This is a genomic window from Arthrobacter sp. P2b (genome assembly GCF_900168295.1).
Lineage (GTDB): Bacteria > Actinomycetota > Actinomycetes > Actinomycetales > Micrococcaceae > Arthrobacter.
Genome location: NZ_FVZL01000003.1, coordinates 238,504 through 262,594, shown reverse-complemented (window position 1 = coordinate 262,594; position 24,091 = coordinate 238,504). Strand labels below are relative to the sequence as shown.

Here is a 24,091-nt window from a genome sequence, read left to right as displayed (position 1 = left end):
AAGCCCTGTAATGCAAATTTTTGACCGCGCCGTGCTACATGAGCCCCAGGAAGCCGCGCCCCGTTCCCACGGCGTCATTTTTCCCGTCCATAGCAGCGTGACCCCAGGCTGGAAGACGCGCCGACACCAGAGATTTAATGGTTATCGCTCGGGACTACATAGGAAGTAGCGACATCGTCTTGCAAGATGCGGAGGTGCATCCACCACGAGCCTTCCGTTTGCGCAAGATACGGAGGTGAATACACGACGAGCCGAGCTTCCCCTCGCACAAGACGGGGAAGTGAAATACATATCAAGCCATGAAGGCACCCGAGAGGCAGGGTGAACTCCGACCGCCCGTTAGATCATAAGAGACGCGCGCGTTTGCTACCGTGAGGGTCCAAGATGTGTAGGAAAGTTTCGACCCACGTGCATCCCCAAGAGACACAGGTGCGCCGGATCCTCTATCGCATAGTGGCAAGAGACGCAGGTGCAAGAGCCACAGGTGTACGGGCCGGTCCACATGACCTACCATCCGCTGTTACTAGGTCAGCATATTTATCGGCCGGACCGATTTACCTAGACTAGCCGAATACCCGTGCCACAACCTTTTGAGTCTGTAACGCCGTAGTAACGCAGACGGGAGGATCCTCAGCGGATCAGGAAGTCAGTTTAGTAGAGGAGAACAGCGCGGTGGCCGACCGATTTCTTCCAGGTTCTATACTCGCTGTTGGGGAGCAGTTGGCTTCCAGTAACGGACGGTTTTTCCTTGCGATTCCAGGGGACGGAAACCTTGTTTTATGCCAAACGGGTGACGTACCAAAGCCATACTGGGCCACTAGATTAGCATCGCGCCTCGGGTTGCTGACATGACCGCAAATCTCTCTACTAGCACACGAGCGCATACTCATTTTGGCTGGCCGATTTTCTTTGCGGTGTACGACATCCTGTTGCTTGCATTTCTCTTGAGCCTCGCCCTTCCAGTATGGGACTGGTGGGATCTATTACGTGACATTAAGGGCCAAGAGGCTTTTGCCGGTTTCATCCCGCTGATCGCGCCATGGGGCGGCGCCTTGGGTGGTGTGATGATTAGTCTTGTTGGCGCCGCTGACCATTTTCACGACTGGAATAATAAGTGGAACGTTTGGCATTTCGCCAGGCCCTTCCTTGGCGCAACTTCCGGATTGATGGCGTTGGTAATTGTAGCCTTAGTGCTTAAGGTCGCCGAGACGGACGCTGTTTCGCAGGCTGGCGGAACTGCGGCGACGAGCCAATCGCTGTCACGCGAACCCGAGGCAATGGCGCTGTATTTCATCATAGGATTCGCAGTGGGATTCCGGGACTCAGTCTTTTTGGAACTAGTTTCCCGTGTCTTGAAAGTTATTTTTGCCAGTGGTGCTGCCGATAAAGACCTTTCCACTTGGAACGCCGACCCCAAAGAAGTCGAATTCCGCGGCGAGAACGGGAATTATGCTGTTCAGATGGTTAGGATAACTTTTGCAGACGCGTCTCTTGCGCCATCGCTGACGGAAGCTTCGGCCTACATTACGGAGCCTAAGACATCAAATCCTTTCCGCGTCGCGATTGTTCCGACCGAGGCGCAAAATCCGAACTATCGCGATGTAAAAATCTCTTATTTGCCTAGTACGCCCGGTTGGAAAGCAGCGTCAGATCCAACGAAGCCTGATGGGATATTGAGGCTCTCCATCGTGGGCAGGGAATCGGATATTCCCTTGAAGGTAATCCCGTGACTCGTCCCGTTTTTGGCGCTCACCTCGGATAGGAATGAGTCAGTGAAAGTTATGACGGTTGATGAAGTTGAGGGAAAAACGCCGCCTCATGTTGGGCATCTCATCGGTCCGCCTGCACGGAGTTAGTCGGAAGCCTTTGCAAGGTTTTGCTCGGCGCGTGAGCCCCTGCTAGTCACAACAAAAGCCAGGAAAAGGGTCCCTCAATTGCTCGGCATATTTCATCCTTTCCAATAGCGTCCTACGCGGTGCTCGGTCAATCATCGCCAAGGTGGTCCACAACCGCGGCGTCTCCCAGGCGCTGGGTTGATTATCAGTGCTAGTGGCCAGAGCCGTTGGCAGCACATCTTCGCCGAGAAAGTCGTGCAAATAGGGGTTCCTCGGGCACTAGTGCGGCAGTGCGAATAACAAGACCCCGCAAACGGCCACGCCCAGCAGCCACCTTGAGAACTCGAGGCCACACATTTTCCATGCCCCCTGCCAGTCGATCCACCCCGGCCTGGTTCCGCGGGAATCAACCAAATTGAGCGCCTTTTGCGGATGACCAATCCAGTTCCGTAAGCCGCGTGACGAGCAACTGTGCGTGCGGATGCTCAAGTTAAAACGAAGCATTTAAAAGACCTATTACAGTGCTACTCCCGCCGCAATGGGCGCGGAGTTGCAAAGGTGGAAATAAAAGTGACAAGCTCCGCCATTGCTAGCACCCCGGGCCAGCCCACAAGTTTACCGAATTCGGTAGAGGCACGGCTTCCTGCAGTTTCCCGGAACGCCACCGGATGAATCCAATTTGGGATTTCGGCTGGTCTATCACCCGCTCCATGTCACCGCCAGCCAGAGGTCATCGAGGTCCTTGTTGTCAAAGAAGAGCCGCAGGTCAGCCGTAGGTGTCGCTGGCAAGCTTATTTCTGTGAACTTTCCGATAAGCAGATTTCCCAGACTTGAATCCTTGGTGAGAGTATCGTGCTTCGTCGTGCCGTCTGTCTTATCTAGCCCGTCAAAAACATCAGTGGTCGCAGGCGCCGTCCCTTTGCTGCTACGAGCGATGACCTCTACCTTGGTCACGTTGTTCAGGCGACCTGTGCTCCAAAACGGGTAGTGTTCTTCCCGGAGCCCCAGTACGAGTGCAAAACGTTCATTGGCGCCGGGAACCTGCGCTTGGAACTTCGACCACTCGTTTGGAAACTCGTCTCGAACAGAAAACAGCCGAACGGACCCAGCCGCCTTCGCATCGCCGATCAGCGTTGTCAGATTGCCGATGGCTCCTTGCCGTAATAATGACCCGCCCTCGCGCGCCGTGTAGCGGATGTGTAGTACGACGTCGCTGATCGTTCCGTAGTCGAATTGGATGGGATCGCCCTTGCTCGGATTCCCAGGCAGTTCAAGCTGCCACTCACTGATGGCTCCTGCGTTCTCGAACGGCAGGTAGCGCTCGTCGCGCAGATTCGTCTCGAAAAGACCCCCATCGCCTTGCGCCGCGCTCGTTACGATTGATTGCAAACTCCCAAAGTAGTCTTCAAATCGGTCGTCCTCCGCATCCTCGCGCGCGTATGCGCCGTCGCGAAGCACCGGCGTTTTACGAATCCCGCTCTTGAGCAGGCTCACCGTGCAGTTGACACTCGCATACGGACCACTTAGGCAGGGAATGCTCAGGGCGACCGATCTGATGCGGCGGAAGTAATGCCCCGGGCCGTCCATGTCGAAGAGGGATTCAGGAAGTGTTACTGTGCAGCGCCCAGTCCGCCGCAGACTGAGCAGCGCGAACGGAGCCACCTGCAGCAGGCTCACGTGCTTGGTCATCTCGTATTCGCGCTGGTTCAGCTCTTGGTATGCAACCTCCATCCGCTTAACGTCAAGGTAGAGCTTCTCCCCCGCGAGGAGGCCTTCCTTCCCGGCGAGGTAACCGAACTGGAGGTACGTCAGCTCCCTGTTGCCGAGCTCATGCTGCAGCGCGCGCTCGGCTCGTTTGGACACGTCAAACGCAAACTGAAAGCACTGGGCGTATAGGCTTTTCACCTCCCGCTTCATCCATGTGTAGAGCGCTTTGTTCGTCTTTTTGCCGGGTTTCTGCGTTCCTTCCTCGTTCAGGAAAAGTTCAATCTCCGCCGCGTGGTCCATCTGCTTCCGGTGGCTCTTCAACTCCTGTTCCGCAATCGCCTCACGAAGCTGAGCAGCCCGGAGTTGCTTGAAGACTTGGGTGATTTCTCCGGCTGCCAAGTTGCTCTGGAACGCCCAGTCTTGTTCGCGACGACTGTATGTTCCAACGCGAGCAGTGGTGCCCGACTCGTAAGTCCGTTGCTCGGCGTTAGCTCGAGCAAAGCCGGCCCAGAACGACATCGCCCGCGACAATGCAGAGCCTCCGAAACTCAAGTTCCCGCCAATTCCCCAGAACTCAAACGCGACACCGAGTTCAGGCAACAAGCTTAGCCCTGCGCCGATCCTCTCCTTGCTGGAAGCCCCTTCGTTCAAGTCTCGGGCTTCTGCCAGCTTTGCAATTTCAGTACGCTCATGGCTGCTGACGATCCTGCCCCCGGAGTCATCGAGATCCCGGGCGATATCGATCTCGATATCACGCAGGGATATCTCGGGTTCCGTCATCGCGAACTTCATCTTCTCGAGAGTCTCCGCGTCCAAGTCTCCGGGCGCCTGAATCGCCTTCTCGATGTCGTCGGTTGTCTTCCCCAGCTGCCGTTCGAAGTAGGTATATCGCTGTACCGCGAGCGCGAGCGATTTGAGCAGTCCCTCCTTGGACTTGATTGCCTCCTGGAGCTGCGCGTACTTCACGTGCTCAGCCATTTCCATGATCAAGCGTTCATGCTTGGACCGGAGGATGGCGAGCGCCTCGCCATCCTCTTTCTCCATAGCGGACAGTAAATTGTTACCGAGTGACTTGACCTCCTGGACGATTTCACCGGCCTTTTGCACGAGGACTTGGAAGCGCACGAGCGGCAGCGGCTGATTAAGTCCGGTGACAATTGCTCCTACGTCCAAGCCCGCAGCAGCGGCTCGTGCCAGCATCGCCGGGTCAATGGGCGGCTCGAAGAGCGCCAGTTGCCGGAAAATGCCTTGGATGTTGAGACTGTTGCGAATCTTGAAGAGGCGGTCGGCGACTGTGTCCCAGTACCCGAGTAGCTTGTCGTTGCGTGGAACTCCGAAGTACAGAGCCTTGCCCAAGCTGCGCACTGTGGCCAAACGATGGCTCTGCGCGGAGGGCTCTCCCGGGAACGGCAGTAGGTCGAATGGTACATCCGCTTCGACGTCCCGCATGACCGTCCCGAATTGCTGGAGATCGCTTCTCAGATTCGCGTACGTCTGAGGACGGACAGCACCCTTTTTCGGGACCGCCTCGGGACGGGGTCCGAGGATGTTGGCAGCAAGCACGTAAAGCATCAGCGCCTCATCGATGGCCTCACCTGTGTCCTGACGGAACAATGAGTCGCCCCAGGCGATCAGGTTGTCTAGGTACGCCATTACGGTCTTGTACATGTACGCCTGCTGGCGGTACCTCGCGATGACGTGGGGTCGGAAGGGGGTGTCCTTCCAGGCATCGATGCTTTGTATGGTCTCGTTTCGAAGCGCCTCGTCGCCGCCGGTCGCGAGGTTCACAAGGATATCCTCGATCTGCTTCACGTCCGTATGTTGGAAGGGCCGAACCTTCCAGAAGCGTTCGGGTGTGGGACCGTCGCTATCGTCGGTGGGGTCGAATAGGAAGTGAAACCAATGTTGCGCCTCTGCGAATCGCTGGTTCTTGCTCAAATGGATGGCAATAGTAAGCGGGACGTGAAAGAAAAGCTCCCAGTTGTAGAGCGAATAGGCGCCGCTCGAAGTAAAGTCCAGGTCCTTGACAGGGTAGGGCTGCGTGACGAGCGCTGAGGGGTTGTAGCTCGTCGGCGAGAAGATGCCGGTGTAGAGAACCGGCAGTGGCCTGCTCCTGACGAGGGTGGCCGGTGTCCCATTTGCAATGATGAGCTGCGCAGCGTTGGACAGGACGACGGAGGTGCCGGCGGGAAGCGTCGCTGAGCTCCCGTCATGAAGCTCGATTTTCGTGGCTAAGTGCAGATTTATCTGCGCGTCACCGAGGAGCACGGCTGCCTCGTCCTGCGACACTGTGAAGGATGAGCCCGGGAGCGGTGTCGCGCTCATCCCGTCGACGAGCGTCGCTGTCGATCCGTCGGGCAGGGCCACGGACGCGACATCAGCAAGCTCAAGTTGCATGTCGGCGGAAAGTGTGACAAGTCCTCCAGCAGTTTGGACCTCAACATCGGCGCGCAGAGAGATGCCGGAGCCAGCCGCTACAGTGATGGTGGTGCTCTTCGCCAGCGCAATTTCGACGCTGCCCGGGAGAGACACGCTGCCGGCCACGTACTCTGTGTCCGCCGCCTGAAGACCGGGAGTACCCTTGCCAAGCAGCCTTTGGGCGAGCTGCCCGACGTAGGGGTGGAAATGTGGGTAGAAGCGATAGTTCACCTCGCGCTCCTGGATTACGAAGTACTTCGTCTCCTCCGTGTTGGTGGGGCGTCGGGGGATAAACACGGTCTCGATGTCGAGGTATCCGTGAAACTTCTGGATCTGGGCGGTGGTCGTGAGTTTCATGGCTGTATCTCCAGCAGTTCAGCGGCCGATGGGGCCAGCACCGATAGTGTTCGGGTTCCCGGCGAAGCCGGAACGGGCGAGTGCGTCGACGTTCTGTACGAGGGTCGAGTTCAGGCCTGAACCGCCGATGACGTTTAGCCCGCCCTGAACCTGCTTCAGACCAGCCTGCTCGACGCTGCCGGTGCTGAGTAGGACGGAGGTGGATCCCGAGCCGATGCTGCTTCCCGGATGGACATCGACCGTCAAGCCGCCATCGGCGAGGGCAGTTCCGACGTCGGCGGCCGATAGAATTGTCGCGTCCACCCGGCCTCCTGGTCCGACCAGCTCTCCGCCGAACATGAGGACCGTTGCGGGGTTGACCAGCCAGTCTTCGCCAGTTCTCACTTTCACGAGCGATGCGGGATCGATGCGATCAAACCAGGGCGGGTTGCCTGGTCCGGCCGGCAACTTCCTGGGAATCTCCGCCTTGACCGGTATCTCCTTCCACCATTGGGAGTCGGTCCATCCCCGTTCTGGTTGAGGCGACCGAGTGATCCACTCCTGCCACTCCTCAATCGTCCGTTCGATTACATTCGGCTCGACGAAGAGCGTGTGCCTGTTGTCTTGGTAGAAAAGCGGCTTGCTCAGCGATGCAATTTCAGCGAGCCCGCTCTCGATCGAGGCTTTGACCGCCGCCGGGTCGCTGGCAGCGATGGAGCCGACGTCGGGGGCGCCGAAGGTGATGTTGTTGTTGCACGGCAGGATCGTGTACGAGCCAGCGTTCTGGTCGAGGATGCTTGGCGTTTCGGGGCTGGGGCTTGAACCTGATTGGCCCGTTGTGATCCGCCTGTTGAAGGTGACCTTGAGCCGCCCGCTTCCGGCGTATTGGGTGGCATTCACGGTGCTCGCGCTATACGGATTTGCTGGGGCTGAACTGAACGTGGCCTTCACAGGAATGCTGTTCCGGCCGGCGAGATAGAAGGCTTGGTTGAAAGGCCCGCTCAGATGCACGTATACGCCGCGCTCTTCGCCGTTCTCGTAGGGCTCCTTTGAGACGTGGACGAACACCGTCCTCGGGTCCGTCGACCTGGCCTTGAGCCTCTGCATATCCGGCGGGTTCAGGGGCCCAGACTCCCGCGTGGTCCATTCGCCCTGAAGGTATTCGCTCCAGTGTAATTGGGCTTCAAGTTCGGACTCCGCAGCCGCAACGCTCACTGGGTCCTCAACTTTGATAGTTCTCGCTTCGCCGCCGGTCTGCTTCGGCTTTTCGAGGAATGTCACCCAGAAGATGTATAGACGGTCGCGCCACACTATAGGAGCGAGATGGTCCCCTTCAACATCCGCGGTGATCGGCTCCCAAGCTGTCCAGATACGGTGTACATAGCGGCGGTAGAAGTATTTGTGCGGTTCGGCGTGTGTTCGGCCGATGACGTGCAGCGTGTTCTTCGCCGGGTCCGTTTTGTCCTCGAAGTGCATGGCCACGATGTCCAGCCGAGCGAGCTCCTCGAGCTTTCTCAGGTATGTGAGGAACGCGTCCTCGACGAGGTCGTTGGAGACGTCGCCTTGGAGCAGCGCGCCTTCCAGTTCGGTGAACAGGTGAGACTTGTCGTCGCGGAACTCGGGCTCCAGCCAATTTTCGGGGAACAAGAAAATTTTTCGGTTCGCTTCCCAGACTCGGTAGCGCTTCATCCACTCCCATTGCCCTGCATTGATAATCGCAGCCGGCGGGACGTTTGGTTCGAGGTTGAGCAAACACCGCTGGATGAACAGTTGCACGGATCCGATCGCCAACCGGATTCGCGATGTCTGCACAACCGGCTCCATGCCGGGGTCGATGAGGAAGTACTCGTAGAGCTGCTCCACGCGGGCAAAGCCGTGCTGATGCTTCACGTGGTTTACCAGGGCGTCACGTTGGCGTTGGCGAAGCTTGTCGAAGATCGGCTGTGCCACGCGCTGCCACGTCCCGGGCTCGAAGCGCGCTTTGACGGCTTCCTTCAGGTCCCGCGCGATCGTAAAGCGCTGCGTAGGGCTCGCCCCAGCACCGACAATCCGCGTCCAGCTAGCCACTGACGCCACCGGGACGCCGAACCGCTCGATCACCTCGAGAGCGTCCCACAAGCGGCTGAGGGGGGCATCGCTGGAGAAAGCGGGAGCGGTGGCAATGGCCTTCGCAGTGGCCTTGACGGTGCCTTCATCCCGGCGGGTGAGCTTTGCGATCGCCGAGTAAACCTTGTCCTTGTTGATGCCGATGGCCTGATTAGTCTCGAACACGCCAATAAGGTCATCTGTTCCTTCGGCTATCGCACTCCTGACCCTCACGTAGTCGTGCAGCCGAACGAACTGCGCGAAGAGGACAGTAGCCCCAGCCAGAGAGTCATCTTCCACGCCAGTGGGCAGCATCTTGAGGTCCAATTCGCCGAAGTCACTGGCGTGGGTCAGCAGGTAGCGCAGTTCACGATCACTCAGATTAAGGCGCTGCGCGAGAGCCACGCCCTTCGTAAGCAACGTCACCGCGCGCTCCGCCCCGCTGAGCGTAGTGAGCGGGTAGAGCACAAGCTGGGACAGCCTGTCCTTCGGGTTAGCTTCCCCCTGCGCGAGAATCCGCGCGTCGCCGCCTCCCAGATTCCGCAGCTTGACGCTGAATCGGTATAGGACGCCTGGCTTGAGATCGATGTACTCATTTGGCTTGTCACCCAAGACCGTATGATCTGCGGGGGCCTCGCCGCTCCAGAATAGGCCCCCGGGTAGTTGCTCGAAATGGACCTCGGCCGCTGCGTTCTGTTTGTCAAGCGCTACGAAGAAGCGGTATGCACCAGCGGCAGGCACTTCAAGGTAGCCGTCGAATGTCGCGCTCCTTGCCGCCTGGGGGCGAATCAAAGTGTTGTTCATATCCCTTAGCCCGGTATCGGCGTCTGCAAAGACTAGCGAAGCGAGGACTGCTCCGGTCCCGTCGGTCGAGGCGAAGAAGTCCGCGCTTAAACCGCGGTCGCCGGACGCAGCCAGAGCAGCGAGTAGGGACTGGGTAGTGCCGCCTCCCGAGGGAATCAGACCGAGAAGGCGCACGTCTGTCAGCAGCGATTCGGCTAGCACCGGATCGGCTGCCGTGTGCGCGGTCAGCGTCTGAACCACGAGCTGTCGGATCAACTGCTCCTGCAAGAACGGCAAGAAGGCGTTCGCAAGCCGCGTGCGTTGTTGCCGAACCCGGTCTTGCTGCTGCGCCTCAGTCGAACCGGCTGGTGCCGGTGCGAACAGCAATGGAAAATCCGCAGCATTGAGGAATCCGGTCGCGGGCTGAACGTTTGCGGCCTGCTTTTGGAGGTGCTTTTCGAAGAAGGCGCGGGCCTGCTCCTGCACGTCGTCCAGCAGGTCGCTGAGAACCGCAGACGCTACGTGCGGGTTCGGCGGCACGGGTTTTGGCAGCCGGTCCAGCAGCGCTGCCTTCTCGTCGGGATCGAGCAGCACGCCGCGATATGTGAGCTTCTGCTCTTGCCGCGCTGCGCTGTAGACGAGCTCTTTGAACGCAGATTCGCCACTAAATTCCTCGGCCTTGAGCTGATCGGCGGGTGCCACTGACGACTTCGAGGCTGTGAACTCAGCGGTGCCGTTCATCATCGCCAGGAAGCGTTCAACTACATCGGGGGGCCGGACGAGGCCGAGTTTCTGTCGCAGCACGTCCTCGCCCAAGGCGCCGGGGTCAGCGGGAAGCGCATTTTCTGAACGTATAGTTCGGATGCCGTCAGAGAGCCTCTTGAGTAGCGTCAGTGTGCTTTCCCGGTTGGGGCGGTACTTGCCGGTCTCGTCGAAGCGGTGCCTGAGCAGGTATTCGAGATCCTCCAACGTGAACGTCGTGGCCTTGACCTTCTCAGCGACCTCTACGAACCGCAGGGTTTGGGTGAAGGGGTAGTCCTCCTCCAGCTTCGTCAGCGGATCGGGGTGCAGGGTCTTGAATGGGTCAAGGCCGGAGAGTTGTTTAAGGGCAATCAGCTCTCCCACCGAGAGCTTTAGTCCTTTGGCGAGAAACCCATAACGGTAGAGAAGCGAAACGTGGTCGAGCGAGAGCGCAGCTGTGTCCAGTGACTTCCCAATATCTTCAAGAATGCGTCGCACGTCATCTGCGGTGAGTCCCAGCCCGCCCTGTAGCGCCAATAGGTGCCCCTTGATGAGCGTGAACTCCTCGCCCTTCGTCTGCACGGCATCGAGCAACCTGGGGAGAACGGGGTTCGGCGACAACGCGATCAGCACCGCCTTCTCGTCTTCGGTGAGCACACCTTGGAGTGACAGGTGCTGAACCTCGTTCAGGGCGTCGTAGGACATCTTTAATCTCGGCTCACCTGCGAAAGGTGCCGGATCGATCTCATCCACCGCTTTGACGTTTTCGAGTTGTACTTCGAAGTGCCGCTTCTGCGCTGCCGCGGCGATCCAAGCCGGGGACAGGTAGTGCCCGAGCGGATGATCGAACACGTCGTCCGTCTGCAGAACGGCGCGGTTCAGGAACAGTTGTTCGTAGAGCGACTTCTTGCCGGTCGTGGGTAGATTCCCCCACAAGGTCGCGAGCTTCACTCGGCTCTGCTTGCCGACGCGGATTCTCTCATCTAGCGTCTTCAGATGTGCGAGGTAAATCAGCGCCGTAAGGAGAGGGCGCTTTCCGAGCCCGGCTTTCTGAAAGGGTGCGTTCGCTGGGACGAAAGCATGAAGGGCGCAATCGGTCTCCTCGATGGTCCACCCAAGCTTGCGCCAAAGTCTCACGATCAGGTTGAGCTTCAGGAAGGCGATGTCGTCCGCCGCCTGACCGTCTGAGTAGCGCAAAATCGTGGAATTGAAGTCGCAACCGGCGTCCGGGTCCGCCAGCACCAATATCTGCTCAAATGGGATGCCTTGCAACTCCGCGTTAATCTGCGCGAGGGGCAGAGCGAACTTCTTGCTGAACTCGTCAAGTCGACCCTCGAAAGCCTCGATCTCGTTGATCGTCTGCCAGTCGTCCCCCGACAAGGCGTCGAAGCGCGCCTGATCGCCAGCGGACAGCGCGGCCCGCTCTCTGGGGAGCCGATGCCCGAGCGGCAACGCGGGATCGAGCAGATCTTGGTTCTGATCGTAGAGAACTTTGTTCTGCGCGTCACGGCAGAACCGGACGCTAGTGATGCTGACGCCAAGCTTCTGCAGGATCGAGAGCTGATTCAGCTTCGGGTTGACGAAGGCCGTCTGCACTAGTTCGACGAGTTGCTTGTACGTCACCCCCAGCCGGCGCGACAAGGCCTTGGCCGAGTTGAGGTCGATCCGCTGCTTCGTGCTGGCATCGGTTGCTGTCGTAGTCGCCTCAGCCTCATTCGTGAATCCGTAGAGCTCGTACCACTTGGCGAGAGGATCAGGACTCGCGAACAGACCGATCTCGGTAGGCGATAGCCGCAACGATTCCAGGAAAACAGCAGAGCGGTCGTAGATTTGCGCTGGCGAAAACAGTTCGTCGCTCGCGCGGAGCACCTCGAGCACTCGCGACAGAGGCGCGTCGAAGTAATCACAGAACGCACGCACCGTTTCGATCCACAGATCGAAGGGCAGCGTGAGCGGATACCGCGCATCGCGGACCTTGTCGTACGCTTCCCGAAGGATATTCTGCGGCTCAGCAAGGAGCTCTGGCGTGGTCGCTTCCCCGGTGTCGTGCGCCGCGGCGGCTGCCAGCTTGTCGTGGGCAACGTAGTACTCGAGGATCTCATTGACGAGATCGATATACGGGAGCGCGGTGTTTGTATTCTCACAGGTGAGTGGGATGCTTTGGATGTCGGGCCGACGTTCCATCAGCGCGTCGTACGGCTTCTTGTACTTCGCCGTGTAGTCCTGACCACCGTGCGTGCTCTTCCATCGTTCCAGAAAGTTCTTCCACACCTCCGGCTCGACATCGACGAATTGAAGAAGATCCACGAGATATGCGGCAGGACTCAGGACGGAGCGGCAATGCTCGCATTCGCAGAAATCCATCGAGCCGAACAGCGACTCCATTGTCGGAAAATGCCGGATCAACTCGTTCATGGCGGTCTCGCGCACCAGCGCCGGTGCGGACATGCCGAACACCGGCAGTTCGCTGTCGAGCTTCCTGGCGATGCTGAACAGGTTGTAGGTCACGCTGCTTACCTGCGTCGCCTTCCGATAAACAAGCCGAGACAACCCTTGCGTAGGCAGTACTTTGTAAAGCTCCAGATATTTGGCATCGAAGAGCTCCATGAACTCCGATTCGGCGAAGGCCATCACGTCGTAGGCCGAAGTCATATCCAATGCCCAGAGAACGGCCATCGCTTCATTGTCAGGCGTGACCTGGTAGACGCGCTGGAGCGCAGTGACGTGCTTCTCGACGATGCCGAACTCGGGATCGGTCAGGCCCGCCCGCGCTCCAGGGTGCGTCTTGAAGAACGACGTGACGGGTGTCTGCCCCAGCCGGAAGCCCTGCGATGCGGCGCTCTTGAGGAGCTTCACAGTGTTGTCCCGCGCGGTGCCGAGATTGAATGCATCGTTCCCGTCGCGCTGGATCGTACGCGCGACCACTTGGGTCGGGTAAGCTACACGCACCTTGCGAGCCATGTCCTCCGCCCAAAGATTGCGTCGTGCTTCGACGGTAGGAGCGGCGAACGCGGGCGGAATCAACGCCTCGAGCTGCTGCATCTCGGCCTGGGTCAGGAGGTTGTCGCGACGGTTGGCGGGGATCCCCGCGGCAGCGTGTATCTCATCGATCCACGCGCTAGAGCGATCGAGATCCTTCTCGGCGAGCTGAGCCGGATCGCTCTTGTCCAAAGCTTGCTGTATACGAGTCATGAGCTTTTCACTGCTGCCCGTGAGAAACGACACTTTGCCCTGGAGCTGGAGCTTACGGACTTGCACGTCATTCAGACCGGCCTGGTGTACGCTCTTCCAGAGGTCGCCAGGCGAGCCTCGATGGTCAAGATATGCAGTTGCGAACTTGGCTTGATCTTGGTCGTTGAGCCCGGATGCCTTGAGCATCTCCTTGTACGTTGACTTCGACCCAGGCACTGCCACGGACAGGCGCACCTTGTCCGCGAAACTGGTGAACTGCTGCTTGAACTGCGCCACCGCCTGGTCATCAAGCGATACGATTCCGGCATCGCGAACCGTCTTGAGCGCAGCCTCAGCTACGTCGGGAGCCACGTAGGCGAGCTGCATCTTGTCCGACGGCAGGCCTGCGCGGAGGAGCCCATAGAGAGCCTCCACTGGCAGACCCACGTCTCCGTCCGCTCCCAGCCGCTGTGCCGTAGCGGCGCAGGCCAGCAAGCGCGCGTCCCAGCCAGTGGCACGGTTCAGAACCGTGAGGTCCTGTCGCTGAGCATTCTCTTCTGCATTGGCGAGCTTCTGCAGGTCGCCAACCAAAGGCGTTACATCCTCAGTGAGCCGCTTGTACTCCGGTTCCAACGGCTGCAGGGCATCGGGTGCCGCTAGATTCAATGCTGGCCGAGCCACTCCCAGGAGATCGTTCACAGGTCTTGAGAGCGGTACCTCGTTGCCGGCGTCATCGACCGTGCGGACTTCGAGACTCAGCACCTTTCCCCCGGAATCGTACGAGAACGCGAAACGACCCCCCGCAACAGTTGTAGTTTCGGCAACCTTGGTAGCGGCGCCTCCGAAATCGCGCCGGTAAAGAACGAGAGGCAGCTTCTCTGCGGGGCGGCCACTCTCGAACACGACCCGGCCCCCAAGTGGTGGGGAGGAAGAAGGCGCCGCGATGGGCACTACGATATCGATGATCTCTAAACGCTTCGGCCCTCTTACGACATCGGTGCCTGCGAGCATATTGCCGTCTTCACCGATCGCCCAGACTCGCAATTCGAGGCGACGAAGCTCTGGGAGGAGGTCGTAGCGAATCGTGTAGCGACCATCGCCGTCCGTTGTATCGTCCCCTAGACGAACGGCGTGACCGTCGATATCGTGAACAGCTCGGACTCGGACACGCCGCAAGGGCACGCCGTCCTCCCGACGGACCTCACCGCTAACAACGTGAGTCGTAAGTCCGTTTCCCTGGTCGAGCACCCCCCAGGCGCTCAGGACAGCATTCAGGGCGCCAGCCGTCGCGGCATCGACGACGCCGCTTGCCTCGATGCGCCTCGCTTTCTGGAAAAGAGCAACGACCTTGCCTGTGGCGTCTCCGAAGGTTTGCGTCTCCTGCTCTCGCTGCAGGGCGGTCGCGAGGTCCCGGCGAGCCCGTTCATCATCACCAAGAACTGCGCCTCGCTCTAGAAGCAGCCCTAGCGCCTCTTGAAGATCGGCCACGTCGGGACCCTGCATTTGCGGCTCTAAAGGAAATTTAACAATGTTCATGACTTGGTCGCTCCTCTCGGAAGCTCTCGCGCTGCTCGCACTCGCAGCAGGTAGTGCAGTCCGTTCCCCTGAATGTTCTTCTTTTCGTCGTGCAAATCGAGCGGCCGCTCCGCGCGAAGAAGCCCTCTGGCAGAGACAGTTCGCAACCCTGCATGGCGAGCGCAACGGGGGTCGCGGATGCCGTCAGGGCTGCGCGCACGTCTCCCGCTGCGCCCACGGGAATGCCAGCAGCCTGGAGAGCCCTTGGTTGTCGCGGTGTCGAAGTCGGCTTGCCAGACCTTTGTGCCGTCAGCTGGCTGTAGGAGTTCCAGGACGATCTTGGTTCTAAACTCGTCAACGAAGTCTGCGCTCCAAAGCACGGTCTCAATGCGCCTTTCAGCAGCACAAGAAACTCGCAAACATCGGCGAGGGTGTTCCGATCCGGCTGCCGGTATTCGAAGACCTCCACTTGCGGTAGTACAGGACGTAGGAGAGGTCAACTGCCCAACCACGAGCCAAGCGCCAGCAAACGCGCGCGCCGTGAGCTTGTCCTGGTCCCGGCTGGAGGTCACCTGGCTGGTGGGTGGGTACTTCATGGATCGCTCCTGCTTATCAGCGAGGACTTGGAGGTTATATGGATCGGTGGCGATCGGGGTGGAGGCCGTGTCGAGGAGACCCGAGAAAAGGGCCCGGTAGACCACGCGGGCTCCGCCGGGCGCACGAAGAAAGGCTGCGCGGTGCGCACCGTTGTCGCCGTACCTCTGGCGGTGCGCGTCGAATGTACGTCCGCGTTTAGCATGGTCGCAGGAATCGCGGGGATTCACGACGGCTTGATCTCTTAATTGCCCTGAGCTCTTCACCAACACGCGCGCGAAGCCTCCCGTTAGGTGGCGGATCGCCTGATTGATCTGCCGTCGCTGCTGAAGCTTGGCGAGCACGAGGGTCCACCGCTGCTTGCCAGTGGCGCGGGTCTGGGCACCGCATAATACGAGAGAAGCGTGATCGATCGTGTCGCGGCTGTCGCGGGCGAGATGTCTATCGCCGACCATCGCCCATTTCGCACTGACGGGATCGAAAAGGACTAGCTTGCCGAGGCAGGGTGCCGCTACATCCAGTACCGGGAGACGGCTGTTCGCTAAGGCTGCGTAGGAGTAAAAGATTTGGCGGTCCATAATAGTGCCGATGATGTTTGAACGATTATTGCGGAGCGTAAAGCGCGTTCAGCGGTTCGTGGATTTCGCCTTCCAGAATAAGTTCGCCTGTCATCATCCCGGAAAGCAGATCGGTGCCCCTCCCATACGTCACTATTCCTACGACTTTGACCTTGGCGCCACCTGTACTAGACGTCTCGAGAGCGTCACCTAAGTTCACATCCAAGTAGGCTCGGCCTGCGACACACCAGTGCCCATCATCCGTTCTTTTGATTGACACAACCTCAAAAGCCTGTTCGCACATTTATCTCCCTCCAGCGATGACGCGGGCTTCTTTAATAAACAGGGTGATCTCCTCATCAGTCAGTCTGGCTGTGGTTCCCAAAGTGTGAGTCACTCCGGCCGGTCCTCTGATTTGCGCCGGCAGTGCGTGGCCCATTCGTTCAAGAATTCCTCGAGCTTCGGCTGCGCCGATCTGGACGCCGGCGCGCTCAGCGAACTGGAACGGCGCAATCTCAACAGCCACTTCCCTCTCCAAGGCCGCGAGGTAATTTCCCTCTGAAATTGCGACACCTTCGAGATCTGCACGCGTGGCGATCTGTACCACGCCCCGACCGTAGCTTTCCGATTCCGTGGCAAAGACCGTTGCGACCAAGGGATCCTGTGATGCAGGCGTGACGCCAACTCGTTGAAGACCTGGGCTCCCTGCAAACCCCTCCGAGGTGCCGCGGAACAAGGCTCCAGAAAGATCATCTCCAGCCTGAGCAACACCTTCCGCAGCGATCCTTGGGCCAGCGCGACCGAGTGCACCGACGGTAGCGGGGCCGACGGACATCAACACGTCTGCGCCGACCCCAACCCAGTTCGCGGTTTGCGGCGAGGCGCCAGCGCTCGCCGCGACGGCAGCAGCGGTGTCATGAGTCACCGTGTGGGTGACTTCCCCAGTGTAGAGAGTGCGCGCCCCGGCCTGAAGCGTGTCCAAGCCATGAGCGCCGAGAACGGCTCCTCCCGCTTTGGTGGCCATTGTTGGCTCCGGCGTAGCAAGCAATGCTCCGGCACCGACGAGTTCAAGAACACCACCAATAGCCTGAACTGTCCCCGCTACACGTGGAATCGCCAGCACCCGCATTGCCAACCTGCCAAGTTCACGATTTCCCTCGTGAACTTGGCGCGCGCCTTCTACCGTGGCGAATTGCCGATCTAGGTACCGGGTATATACGGTGTCTTGCTCCCCGTCGAGGTCCACGAAGGCCAGAGGATTACCCGCCATCGCCGTGAAGGGATTGACTAGGACCCGGATGTTGCGGCGAGTTCCAGGTTCTTCTCGGAATAAGCGCCATAAAGCTGGGTCAGGCTGAGTCCAGCGAGCCAGCGAAGCGGAGTAGTACCTAGCCCCGTGGTAGGACAGACCGGTCTCGTCATCGCGCTCTTTGCCCGTATATCGATAGCGCTTCAGGCTCACCTCGGCAGCACTGCGTCCGGTTTGGAATGACGTCGTTCCGTGCGGGTGGTACTCCTCGTACGCGATCAGGGCGCCGCCCTCGTCGAGCTCAACACTGGATGACCCGAGATGGTTTCCGAGTTGGTACCGTTGCTGCGGCACCGGACCGTTGATTGCGTTTCCGTTGTGGATGGTTTGAGTCTCGACCAACGCGATGCGCTGCTGATCGTCGAGGACGTGCAGCGATTCGCGCTCGAGAGTGATGCCGGCGCGATTGTATTCGCGATAGATCTCAAACCCACCGAGGTACAGCCGCTCCTTCTGTCGCGCGCCATGTTGCGACTCGATGACTTTGCGTAAGCGCTGACCAGCGCCGTCATAGACGTAGTAAGCAGTACCGCCGCCTCCGAGATCGGCACGTTGCAGCTCGTCCTTGAAGTCCCAGAACACCGCCGCGAGATGGGGCATGGAGGTCATGTTGCCGTGGACGTCGTGTGTATAGGGCTCGACGTGGTTGAGCCCGTTGCCCACGGTCGTTCTCGTCAGCTGATTGTTCTTCTTTCCGGTCTCGAGCATGCTGCTCTCTTCATACTCGTAGTGGCGTGTCCAACCAGCGCCATTGAAGCGGTGGGCGAGCGCTTCGAAATTTCCGACCACATCGTATTGGTACCGCTCCGTGTAATTGCGGATCGCCTGCAGGTCATTGGGATGGGCGCGATGGCCGAAGAATGGAATGTCGCGGTAGTTGCCATTCGGCGGATCGAAGTCGAACCCGTTCTGTCCGATGTGCTCGCGCCCCAACGCTTCGATGAGGCGGTAGATGGCATCGTATGTATACCCGTTCACAGGCTCGACTTTCTGCCCGCTCCGGATGATTGACTTGAGCGCTAGGTCTTCGATGCGCGTGATATTTCCGATTGGATCGTACGAGTAGCGCAGGTCCTGTACGACCAAAGGGTCTTTGAAGAGCTGCGATGCTGTCACGTCGGTGATGGCGGACCGGGTCGTCTGCATACGCGAGAGGCGAAAGGTGAGCGGGTCGTACTCGTACTTAGTGGTAGCCCCATTCTTGTATTCGATCTTCTCGCGCCGCCCTTTAGCGTCATAGTCGACGTTCGTCACGAAGGCCGTGGCTGCGCCAGCACCGCGAAGCTCTACTTCAATCTTGTCGAGATGGTTGGCCTCATTGAAGGCGGGCCGATAGACGCTGTCGTCTGGTGACGTGACCGTGAGCGGGCGGTTCAGCGCATCGAATGTGGTGCTGTTCGTGAAGTTGCCGTCGCTAGCCGCGGGGTTCTGCAGCCAGTTCACCATGACCTTGTAGTCGGGCAGAAACTCGCGCCGCTGCGCCAGCAGATTTCCCTTAAAATCGTAAGCAACGTAAGTGATCACGCCGGCGCCGTCGTAGCGCTGAAAGATCCTGCCGCGGTGGTTGGAGGCGTCTCCCTGGCCTTCGCCGTAGACCATCCGCTCAGCAAGCCGCTCGTCGCCGTTCTCTATGACGAAGAGGCCCGTCCGTCGGCGGAGCTCGTCGTACGCTAGACGCCGCAAAACGAACCGGCTGTCCCAAGCACGAATGGGCTTTCCAAGTGCGTCGCTCAGCATCCAGCGCTCACCGGCCTCCATGCTGGCCTGATGTATGCGGTTGCCGAGCAGATCGTAGTCGTATCGCATGACGATGCGTCCGAGCTCGTCGACCATTTCGCTGCCTTGTGCGTCGGTCATTCGCTTGACTGCGTCTCGCACCGCACGCTGGTTACCCTCGATATCGAGTTCTACTCGAGTCGCAATCCGTTCTTCGCTGCCGTCCAGTGCGTGACCGGGACAGACCGTCTTGTTGTGCCCGAGCGTGATGAAAACCCGGCCGAGCACATCCAAGTGTGCCGTGGTTGGCGTGTTTGCGTGCGCTTCCGCTTTCTTGGCCGCGTCCCGCTCACCAGGGTCCAGGGTGTTGCCGCTTCGCTGTGCGTGCCAGGTATCCCAGTTTACGGGCTGGCTCTTGAAGTACTCATGGACGTAACCCGCGATATCGGGATCCGTCCGTGGATCGCCGGTCTGGTTTCGCGTTGCGAATGCGGGCTTGCCCTGTGCTGCGGCGACCGTATCGTTTACGTCGAAAATCGTTTGCGTCCAGGAGTCGAAGATCACTTTCTCGTATGTATGATTCGGATGCAGCGTGGCGATAACCCGTTCGACCGGGTCGTAGAAGAGCACAGGGCTGACACCGGTATCCGTAACCTCGCGCTCGCTTTCGTGAAGGTGCGTCGCGCTGAAGAAAGGCTCGTATTGCTTGACGGGCTTGCCCTTGTTGTTGAAGACCGTCCGACCCGACCCGACCCATCGCTGAGGGGCATTTGCTACTCCCGGCTCAAGCTTGCCGGGGCCAATGTCGCCCGAGGGCAACGGCACGGCGTTCTGACGCTTGCGGGCTATCCCAGGCTCCGCTTGAATCTTTCTCTGGATCTCACGACCGAACCCGTCTGAAAAAGTGAAGGTGAGCTGCATCTTGGTCTGACCGTCGCGGCCCGGCTCAAAGTGCGTCTCACGCGCAAGCGTGGCGACGAACGGTGGTTGAGCCGCTCGCTTGTAGCGATCCAGATCGTAAATAATTCGGGTCGTCGCCTTGCCCAGGAGCGATGCCGCTCGGCTCTGAGGATCTGCGGTAAACGCACGGAGTTCGAACAATGTCGGATCTGCGGTATGACCCTCCAGCAAGTCACCCAGCGGCTCCCCCTGCTTTCCCATCACAGCGGTCGCGACCACCATCCCGAGCGCGTCGAAAGACGACCCCGAGCGATTGCCGTTTGGATCCGTGACCTCTCGGGGCTGGAGAACGCGGTAGTCGTTCGTTGCCGCGACTGAGTTGCCGAGTGGGTCGGTCGTGTGCATAACGAGCAGGTCATGGTCGTCGTAATCGATAGCCGTGGTGTTACCGAAGGCGTCCTCAACCTTCCGCGGAACGAAAAAGTGCGCGCGTGCTGTGCCTACTTCGTTGGCGGCCGTGATCGCCGGATTGCTTGTGTTTGCTGCTTGATCGAAGAAGACCTTGCCGGACGGTACCCACCAGTTGCCGTCCCAAAGGACGTAACCACCTTCATCGTTTCCCTTTTTTTCGAGCAGCGCGCTGGGGTCGGCTAACAGAGCCTCGTCCGGCTGACCCGCTTGCTTTCGCATGAAGACTTGAGCAAGGAGCGAAGGCGTCAGCGCTAACGTGTAAGCCTCGCCCGGCAGCGCCTGGGACTCAACCTTGCCAAGCGGCGACAAGGTGCTCATATCGTCCTTGCGATAGAGCGTGCGCACATCCTCGATGAGTCGCCTCTGCATCTTGGTGACGTTGGCCTGGACCTCATATGGAATCTCCAGAGCCGACGCGAGCAGCGCAAAGTCACTCCGTGACCATTCCGCAAAGCTGAACCGGGCACCCTTCTCGGGGGTAAAGCCCGTCAACTCGTAGCTTCGAGCCTCGGCGGGGATTGGTACGCGGTGATGCCCGGTTGCCAGAACAGCCGGAGCAATCTCGTTTTGCGTATAACTGTTCTCGGTGAAGGTAATCAGCGGCTGTGATTGCTTTGCTTTGTCTTCCGCTGTTAGCGCCGGATCAGTCGAAGGGTTGCGACGGCCATAGGCAACAGCGAGAGACTTCAGGACGTTGCCGAAGGGGTCAACGTCCAGCATGAGGGTGTGGCCGATCCGCGAGTCGGCTGGATTGCGCTCAAGATGGTTGCTGAGCACCTCGCGGGGATGAGCAAAGAAGACTGCATGGCGATTGTTTAGCCGCGGCTGTAGTCGCTGGATTGTGAAGTTCTGCTCGACGACAGTGTAAGGAGTGGCAGCCCGCTTCTTGACTTCGGGTGATGAGGTTCCGGTTGCGTCAAGAGCGTACACCTCCTGGCGCAGCATCATGCCCTTGAGCGCGCGGCATGCCTCGCGCTCTTCCTCGAGGGTCAGCCCGTCGGGGAGAACCGTGTCCGGAAGCAGTCGCTCCCTTGCCTGATCATCGGTGAGCCCAGGTTCTCGGTAGTACTCGCCAACGTCCGTATCATTCAGTAAGCCCGCAAAGAAGTCGGAGACATGGTCGCGAGCGATGTATTTACCAGTATGGAACCACGTTTTCGTCAGCACAGGCGGCACGTGCGATGCCGCATCAACGTTGGTGGTCCCGGCGGGTGCTCCGGCGGCGAATGCAGCAAGCTCCTCACTGTCCCGTTGCTCGACCATTCCGAAGCCGCGGAACTCGCGCTCGACACCGTCGAAATGGCCATGATGGTACGTGTACGAGCTGACAAAGCGGTTGCCGCTTATGCGATCCAGTGTCGTCACCCGCCCAACGACGTGCACCGGAAATGGCAGCCGCGTAATCCACGGCTTGCCCGCGTCTCTGTCTTCGAAGTAGAACTTCGTGGAAGCCACATAATCCACTTCGGTCTCGGCACCGAGGTTGTTCGTGGAACGAACGAGCAAGTGGGGCTTTTGTCCTCCCATCAAGTTGATGTAGCGGATGGGACGTGCTGAGTCGGCAGGTAGCGGAGACGACCAGACGAGGCATGCGGTGCCATTTCCGAGCAGATCGGCTGTCGACACAGACGACAGATTGTCGATGCGTGGGAATGTCGGAAGCTTGCGCGGATTGCTCAAACGGTTGCCCGACTGATTGAAGTAGATGCACACGCCGTCACGATGCAGGTAGATGACGTCGGTCGTTCCCGAGCCGTCGATATCGGCTAACCGAATCCGCCGCTGTTCGAACTGGTCAGGGTTGTCGAACCATGGCGCGTTATCCATGTTGATCTTGGCGCCAAAGCGGCCATAGCCCAAGTTCGGCCAGTAACAAACTTCGCCGTTCCTAATTCGAACCAGATCGGTAAGGCCGTCACCGCAAAGATCGGCAAGATAAACGGACTGCGTCTGGTCAGAGAGCACCAGGCGGGGCCCTCGCTCCTCGTCGCGCGGCTGATGGACTTTGCGCGCTAAGCTAAACCCATCTTCCCCGATAGATGAATACCAAGTGAAAACGTTGTCCTCGGTGATGATGACGTCGGAGTGGCCGTCGCCATCCAGATCTATAAAGCGAACGTTGGGGTCGCTCCAGCGGATGTTCGGTAGCTTGCGGAATGTGCGGAAGGTCTCCCAGCTCTTGTCTTGAGTCCGCTCGTAAAAGCCCGGCGTTGGACCGTCGAAGGAGACGACGTCGAGTTGGCCGTCACCGGAAAGGTCGAGGAGCTGCGTCGCGCCGGTCGCCATCGCTGACAGTGCCGGCTTGGTGCGAACGACCTGCAGCGGTCCGAAACGCCCTTCTCCGAGATTGGGCTTGTAAAACCACGTGCCCGCTTGTTCCGTGAGGATTCCTGAGGCGCCTTCGCCCTCCAGATCCACCCATTTGTACGTGGATCCGTCTACGCCCGCGGGCACATCCTCTGCAACGGCACTGAGGTGGAGGACCTCATCTTGGATCTTGACCTTGCTGTACTCGAATTCGAGCGGCGGAAGAGCCCGCCTCAAGTAAGCGATGTATTTCACTTCGCCCCGGTCATCGACTGCTTGGCCGTCATCACGTGTGAAACCGGATTGGGTGATGGACTGGATGAAGGACGCAAACCGAGTGCTTCCTTGGTGGCCGAGTTCGATCTCGATCGGCGGAGTTATCGAGTAGTCGAGATCCTTGTACGAAAATTCAACGGTGCGAACCAGGTATGGCTCGTCACCGAGCTCCCCAACGCGGTCCTGGTTCAACTCTGGGAAGCGGTGAAACATCAGGACGCGACGGCATCTGCGATAAATACGAATTTCGAAGCCGGCTCGATGCGAGGAGAAGGCATCAGGCCTCACTGTCCAGATGCCGTCCGTCTTCCAAGCGGCACGAACGTGTTGGTGTTGCGTGTCTTCCGGTTGGGCGAGAGGAACTTCCTGATAGTGGCCCTCGTCGTAGTCGAACACCACCTCGAAAAGCCAGTTCGCAAGGGAGAGGTCTGGCTGAACGAGGCGCGAGACGCGATTGCCATATTTGACACGCTTCAGATAGCGATTGGCCGTGCGGGTGCGATTGCGCTCGTTGGCCAGCGTTCGGTCGATTCCCACGTCGTTCTCGGACGCGTACTCGTAGAGGATCGCGTTGCCCCGGTCGTCGTAGCTCTCGCAGATGAGCCATGAGAAGATGCGCGTTGGATGCGCTGGATCGGGGCCCGACGGATCGAATATACGAGAGTTGTTGTCTCGGCCATAGACGCTCGTAACGTTGTCGCGTGATATTGAGCGCCAATGGATTTCTTGGGTTGCTCGGTTGGTCCATCGCTCGATGCGCGCGAAGAGTCCCTCAATCCTCGGGCGATAGCGATGGATCGTGAATCCATTAGCGCTAACGTCGTCCTTACTTCGGCTGCCGTCCGCTTCTAGAACGGGCACGAGATCTTCGGCTCCGGAGAGGACGTAGACGTCAGATTCGGCAACGTCATCGTACTGGGGCAGGCCCCTGTCGGTCTTGCGCCTGACAGACGGGAGAGAGAGCGACCAGCCGAAACCAAAGGGACCGTTGCCGGCCCCGGAGTCGTACGAGAGGGAGAGCTGCGGCGCGAATCCCGCGCGGCCAGGGGGCATCGGAAACGGCACCGTCATCGACCCTGTGCCGCTGACGGGATTGGCGGCGAATTTCTCTCCCATGCCTTGGATGGCTCCGCCACCTTTGGGCAGATTGAGTACAGGGACGAGGTTGGACGAGGGTTGCGAATCTAAGGCATTATCAGACTCAGATTGCGCCGAGCCGCGCGCTTCGAACATTTCCGCGCCTCCCAATTATTCACGCGTATGCAACAGGAAGTTATGCCGATACAAAAAGCGGCCGCATAAACAAAAGTCCGCAAGGGAGCAAGCCCGGGGGCAGGTGCATCTAGGACGGATCCACGGGTTCCTCGGCC

General features: G+C 59.3%; 4 protein-coding genes. 1 reads left to right on the top strand and 3 read right to left on the bottom strand.

Features of this window, described 5'->3' with window-relative positions:
• The first annotated feature begins 848 nt into the window (after positions 1-848).
• Positions 849-1,730: a hypothetical protein gene (locus B5520_RS08320; protein ID WP_139386228.1), complete on the top strand. Its 882-nt coding sequence runs from the start codon at positions 849-851 to the stop codon at positions 1,728-1,730.
• An 804-nt stretch (positions 1,731-2,534) separates the two neighbouring features.
• Here the strand turns inward: B5520_RS08320 and B5520_RS08315 are convergent.
• The 3 genes from B5520_RS08315 to B5520_RS08295 form a co-directional block, all read right to left on the bottom strand.
• Positions 2,535-6,317: a Tc toxin subunit A-related protein gene (locus B5520_RS08315; RefSeq protein ID WP_217700323.1), complete on the bottom strand. Its 3,783-nt coding sequence runs from the start codon at positions 6,315-6,317 to the stop codon at positions 2,535-2,537.
• 18 nt (positions 6,318-6,335) lie between these two features.
• Complete coding sequence (locus tag B5520_RS08310) at positions 6,336-14,612, bottom strand: neuraminidase-like domain-containing protein (protein ID WP_079596604.1); 8,277 nt, start codon at positions 14,610-14,612, stop codon at positions 6,336-6,338.
• Positions 14,613-16,046: 1,434 nt separating this feature from the next.
• Complete coding sequence (locus B5520_RS08295) at positions 16,047-23,954, bottom strand: SpvB/TcaC N-terminal domain-containing protein (RefSeq protein WP_079596601.1); 7,908 nt, start codon at positions 23,952-23,954, stop codon at positions 16,047-16,049.
• Between the last annotated feature and the right edge of the window lie 137 nt (positions 23,955-24,091).